Genomic DNA, 4952 nt, shown 5'->3' with positions numbered 1-4952 from the left:
GCCAGGACCAGCAGCAGTCCCGTACGGGCCACCGTGAACGGGCCCACCCGGGAGGCGCGGGACGAGCCGAAGCATCCGCAGTCGACGTCCATGCCCCGGCGCAGCACCGAGACCATCGCGGCCAGGAACACCGCGAAGAGCGCCGCCGACAGCAGCCCGCCCCACCGGCGGGTGGCGGGAACCGCGAGGAGGAGGACGGCCGCCGCCTCCGCCGCCAGTACCGCCACGGCGGCCGGCGGGGTGAGGCGGCGTGGCAGCAGGCGGTAGCCGTCGATGACGGCGGCGAACCCGCCGACGTCGCGTACCTTGCCCGCCGCGGCCACCACCAGGACGACCACCAGCGCCGGCCACGCCGCCGCGAGCACGGTCACGGGTCCTCCTTCGTCGGGGGATGTGACCACCGGGCCGTGTTTTTGGTTCTCTCGCTTCGCTCGGTCACGGGTCCTCCTTCGTCGGGGGGCGTGACCACCGGGGCGTGTTCTCGCTTCGCTCGGTCATGGGGCCTCCTGGTAGGCCGATGCCTGTAGCCGGTACAGCTCCGCGTACAGGCCGCCGTGGTTCATCAGCTCTCCGTGGTCACCCTGTTCGGCGATCCGGCCGTGTTCGAGTACGTAGATCCGGTCGGCGAAGCGGACACTGGCGAGGCGATGGGTGATGAGGATGACGGTACGGCCGTCGGCGTGCCGCCGGATCCGTTCGAACAGCGCGTGTTCGGCGCGGGCGTCCAGTGCCGACGTCGGCTCGTCGAAGATCACCAGCGCAGCGTCGCGGTAGAAGCCGCGGGCCGCCGCGATGCGTTGCCACTGGCCGCCGGACAGGTCGTGTCCGCCGCGGAAGCGGCGGTCGAGCAGGGCGTCGTAGCCGCGCGGCAGGTCGGCGATCACCTGGTCGGCCCCGGCCGCCGCGGCGGCGCCCACGAGACGGTCGTCGTCCACCGGGCGGCCCATCACGATGTTCTCCCGTACGGTGAGCGGCCACCGCGTGTGATCCTGGGCGATCACGGAGATCCGCTGCCGGAGAGTGTCGCCGTCCAGCTCGGCGAGGTCGGTGTCGTCCCAGTGGATCGTTCCCTTGCCGGGCCGGTAGAGCCCGGCGAGCAGCTTGGCGAAGGTGGTCTTGCCCGATCCGTTCTCGCCGACGAGCGCGATCACCTCGCCCCGCGCGACGGTGACGCTCACGTCCGACAGCGCGGGCTCGCTCGCGCCCGGATAGGTGAAGGACACCTTCTCGGCGGTGAGCCGCTGGAACGGCGCCGGCAGTGCCGTCCCCCGTGGCGAGCGGATCCGTGCGGCGGCGAGCTCGCGGAAGCTCAGGTAGTCGCCGAAGTACAGGCCCGCCTCGTACAGGCGGTTCACGGTCTGCATCAGGGCGGTGAGCGAGGACTGGCCGGCCCTGATCGCGAGCACCGCGGCCGTGGCCATGGCGAGCGGGATCATCCCGCCGACGAGCAGTCCGCCGAGGGCGCAGTACACCGCGACGGTGGCCGTCCCGGTCAGCAGGTCGCCGGAGGCCTTGGCCGCGGTCTGGTGGCGGGCCGTCTCGAGCTGGACCTGCTGCTCCTGCTCGGCGACGCGGTCGTACTCCTCCAGGAGGAACGTACGGAGGGTGAACGCCCGGACCTCGGCGGCGGGCTGCCGCTCGGCCATCAGGTCCGACAGCATGAACTTGCGCCGCCGCGCCGTCGACAGCCGGTAGAAGGCCTCATAGCGCAGCCGCGCCGTGCGCAGCGCGGTGTACCCGGCCGGTACGGCCGTGACCAGGAGCAACGGCATGAGGATCGGGTGCATCAGGCCGAGCGCGACCGCCGGGGCCACCACGCCGACCACGCCGGTGACCGCGCTGACCGTCATCTCCACCACGGTCGCGGTGTCGGGGACGCCGTTGTCGCGGGCGCGGCGCATGGCGTTGTGGAAGTCGTGGTCGTCGAACGCGGTGAGCTCCACCTGCGTCGTCAGTTCGAACAGACGGGTCTCCGCGTGCCGTTCGACCTGTGGTTTCAGTCGTGCCTGCGCCCAGCCCGCGGCGACCAGCAGAGTGCCGCGCAGGCCCGCGGCCAGGACGACGAGGAGCAGCGCGAGCAGCGCCGCGCGCACCCGGCCGGGTGTCGGCCCTCCGGCGAACAGCGGTGAGAGCACGTCGGAGGTCGCCAGCAGCCCGAACGCGGTGAAGAAGCCGGCCAGGAGATTGCCGCCGAGCGCGACGGCGGTGTCCCGGCGGTTCGCGCGCCAGGCGAGCCGGAAGGCCGCGGCGACGAGCGTGGGCAGCCGGCGGGCCATCGTGCCCAGCCCGGCCGACAGCAGTTCCTCGTCGTGGCTTTCCCAGTAGGCGACATCAAGGCCGGACCGGTCCGGCGAAACATCCTGGAGGCGGCGCTTTTTGGGTCGCAACCTCATCCGCGAAAGTCGCCCGTCGATGGACAGGTAAGGGTATGGGTACGCCATGGCACGGGTGCCACTGTAAGTGATGGTTTGCAGCATGTAAATGCCTATTTGCCGCGCCTTCAAGTGCGGTCGGACGCTCACGGATTGCGGTCTGGACAGCCTCCCGGACGTCTGTTCATAATGCGTCGGTGATCACGTCCGAATCACTATGTGGAACCCGGATGTGACGAACACGGGGAACGGCGCGTACCCGCATCGCCCCCAGCTCTTGCCCCGTACCGGCCGCTCAACAGGCGGCCAAGGAAGGAGCCCCCATGTCCGCACTTCTCCTCGAGCCCCGTGACGCGGGCGTCCTCGACCCCGAGGACCTGGACGTCGACTTCGAGATGGAGTTGACCGAGCTGCTGCACGGCCCGCAGGCCTGCGTCAACACCTGCAAGCGCACGGTCTGCAGCACGTACCCGTGCTGCCCGTCCATCGTGTAACAAGCCGAAAACCGGCCCGGCTTCGCGAAAAGGCCGGGCGCTGGTCCACGGGCGTCGGGAAAGGCCATCACACCGATCGGTGGTCTTTCCCGGCGGTCCTCTTCTGCGCGCTCAGGGATGGCGATGGACACACCCTCATCTGAAGCCGGCCCGGATATTCTCGGCATCATTTCCGGGTCAGCCGACCGGAGTGGTAGGGAAATGGGCTCGGACGACACGTGGATAAATGTTCACGACCCGGCTTTCACGCTGGACCCGCAGGGGTGGAAACTCCACGTGTCGGCGCGTCCGGCGACTCTTGAGGCCACCCTTCGGCGTGCCATTCCGATTCTGTTCGCGGTGCCCTGTGACTTCAAGGTCGCACGGTCGGTGGAAATGCTCCGCGAGCTGAACTCCGGCGACCTCGACGCCGGGGCGGTCGGCAAGGCGATCACCGTCTACCCGCCGCAGGAGGCGGTCGTCGAGATCGGGCACCGCCTCGCCGAGGCCCTCGTCGGGCTGGCCGCGCCGCGGGTGGTCAGCGACCGCCGCGTACGGCCCGACGCGCCGGTGTACTACCGGTACGCCCCGTTCGCGCCGCAGTACCGGGTGGACGACAACGGCGACTTCGAGCTGGTGATCGTCGGCCCGGACGGTGACAGCCTGCCCGGCGTGGCCGGCGCCGAGTTCACCTGCCCGCCGTGGGCCACCGACCCGTTCCGCCCGGCCGCGTCCGCCCCGATCGCCGCCGCCCGTGGTGGCGGGGAGGCTCCGCCGCGGGCCCGGCGGATCGGCGGCCGCTACCGCGTGACGTCCGGCGTCATGCGGGGACCGCGCGGCAACGTCTACCGGGCGGTCGACAAGCGGGAACGGCCCGTGGTCGTCAAGGAGGCCCGCGCGTACGTCGGGGAGAACGGCGACGGCACGGACCTTCGGATGTACCTGCGCAACGAGCTGCGGATCCTCACCGCGCTCGCCGGAGTCGCCGGCGTCCCCGAGCCGATCGACCACTTCCGGCACGGTGAGGACGAGTTCCTCGTGATGACCGACGCCGGATCCAGCGACCTGAACCGGTTCGTGGGCGAGCGGGGCACGTTCCGCGACGCCCCCGGCGACCGCGACCTCGCCGTACTGGCCTCGCGGCTCCTCGGCGTACTGGACGCGGTGCACGCGCGTGGCGTCGTCGTACGGGACCTGTCGCCCAAGAACATCGTGCTCGGCGCGGACGGCGCCTGCACGCTCATCGACTTCGGCACCAGCCGCTACGAGGACCTGCAACTGCCCGGCTGGAGCCGCGGCTACAGCGTCCCGGACCAGCGCACCGGGCGGCCCTCCGTGGCCGCCGACGACTACTTCTCGCTCGGGGCGACGCTGTTCTACGCGGCCACCGGGCTGAACCCGATCATCATCGACCCCGAGCCGGAGCGCGGGCTGGAGCGGACGCTGCAGTGCCTGGCGCGGATCTTTCCGGGCGTGACGACGGGCGTGCGCGGGCTGCTGCCGCGCCTGCTCGGCCTCGACCCGGAGGAGCGCGCGGAGGCCGCCGCCGACATCCGGGCCGGGCGGCACGGCCGCACCGCCACGACGGCCGCGCGCCCGTACCCGGTGCCCTCGGCTCCGACCGGCGACCTGCTGTCGGCGGTCCTCACGCACACCACCCGCGAGTGCGTCCGGTACGCCGAGAAGCTCATGGCGGGCCCGGCCGACGTACGGCGCTCCAGCCCGCCGGTCACGAACGTGTACGGCGGCTCCGCAGGTGTCGGCATGGAGCTCCTGCACCACCCCGAGGGCAAGGCCGTCGCCGCCGACCTGGCGCGGTGGACCGTGGAGAGCATGCCGCCCACCGAACTGCCGCCGTCGCTCTACTTCGGCATGACCGGCACGGCGCTGTTCCTTACCGCCGCCCGGCTGACGGCCGTCCCCGACCTCCCGCTGCCCGCACCGATCCGGCGCACCGGGAGGGAGCCCGCCGACCAGGCGCACGGCGTCGCGGGGATCGGCGCCGGCCACCTCGTTCTCGACGCCGTCGACCCGCGCCCGTCCCACCGTGACGTCGCCGCCGAGTGCGCCCGGCGGCTGATCACCGGGGACGTCGCCGACCCCGGCG

General features: G+C 71.8%; 4 protein-coding genes. 2 read left to right on the top strand and 2 right to left on the bottom strand.

Annotation, left to right across the window (positions count from 1 at the left end):
* Together ACFFNX_RS42085 and ACFFNX_RS42080 are read right to left on the bottom strand one after the other, a co-directional pair.
* On the bottom strand, positions 1 to 371 hold a 371-nt coding region (locus ACFFNX_RS42085), incomplete at its 3' end, for a MauE/DoxX family redox-associated membrane protein (RefSeq protein WP_378211845.1).
* A 123-nt stretch (positions 372 to 494) separates the two neighbouring features.
* On the bottom strand, positions 495 to 2393 hold the full coding sequence (locus ACFFNX_RS42080; protein ID WP_378211844.1) for an ABC transporter ATP-binding protein: 1899 nt from the start codon (positions 2391 to 2393) through the stop codon (positions 495 to 497).
* Between the two features lie 302 nt (positions 2394 to 2695).
* On the opposite strand from ACFFNX_RS42080, the gene ACFFNX_RS42075 reads away from it, so the two are divergent.
* Positions 2696 to 2866, top strand: a complete 171-nt coding sequence (locus ACFFNX_RS42075) for a hypothetical protein (RefSeq protein ID WP_285579580.1) — start codon at positions 2696 to 2698, stop codon at positions 2864 to 2866.
* A gap of 117 nt (positions 2867 to 2983) precedes the next feature.
* Positions 2984 to 4952 (top strand): class III lanthionine synthetase LanKC N-terminal domain-containing protein (locus ACFFNX_RS42070; RefSeq protein ID WP_446678554.1); only part of this gene is annotated, 1969 nt, incomplete at its 3' end.

It is taken from the genome of Actinoallomurus acaciae (genome assembly GCF_042429965.1).
GTDB lineage: Bacteria > Actinomycetota > Actinomycetes > Streptosporangiales > Streptosporangiaceae > Actinoallomurus > Actinoallomurus acaciae.
This window is presented reverse-complemented; position numbering and strand designations above follow the sequence as displayed.

Coding starts and splice junctions, on each gene's coding strand:
- ACFFNX_RS42075 (WP_285579580.1), top strand. CDS start 2,696: ATGTCCGCACTTCTCCTCGAGCCCCGTGACGCGGGCGTCCTCGACCCC.
- ACFFNX_RS42080 (WP_378211844.1), bottom strand. CDS start 2,393: ATGAGGTTGCGACCCAAAAAGCGCCGCCTCCAGGATGTTTCGCCGGAC.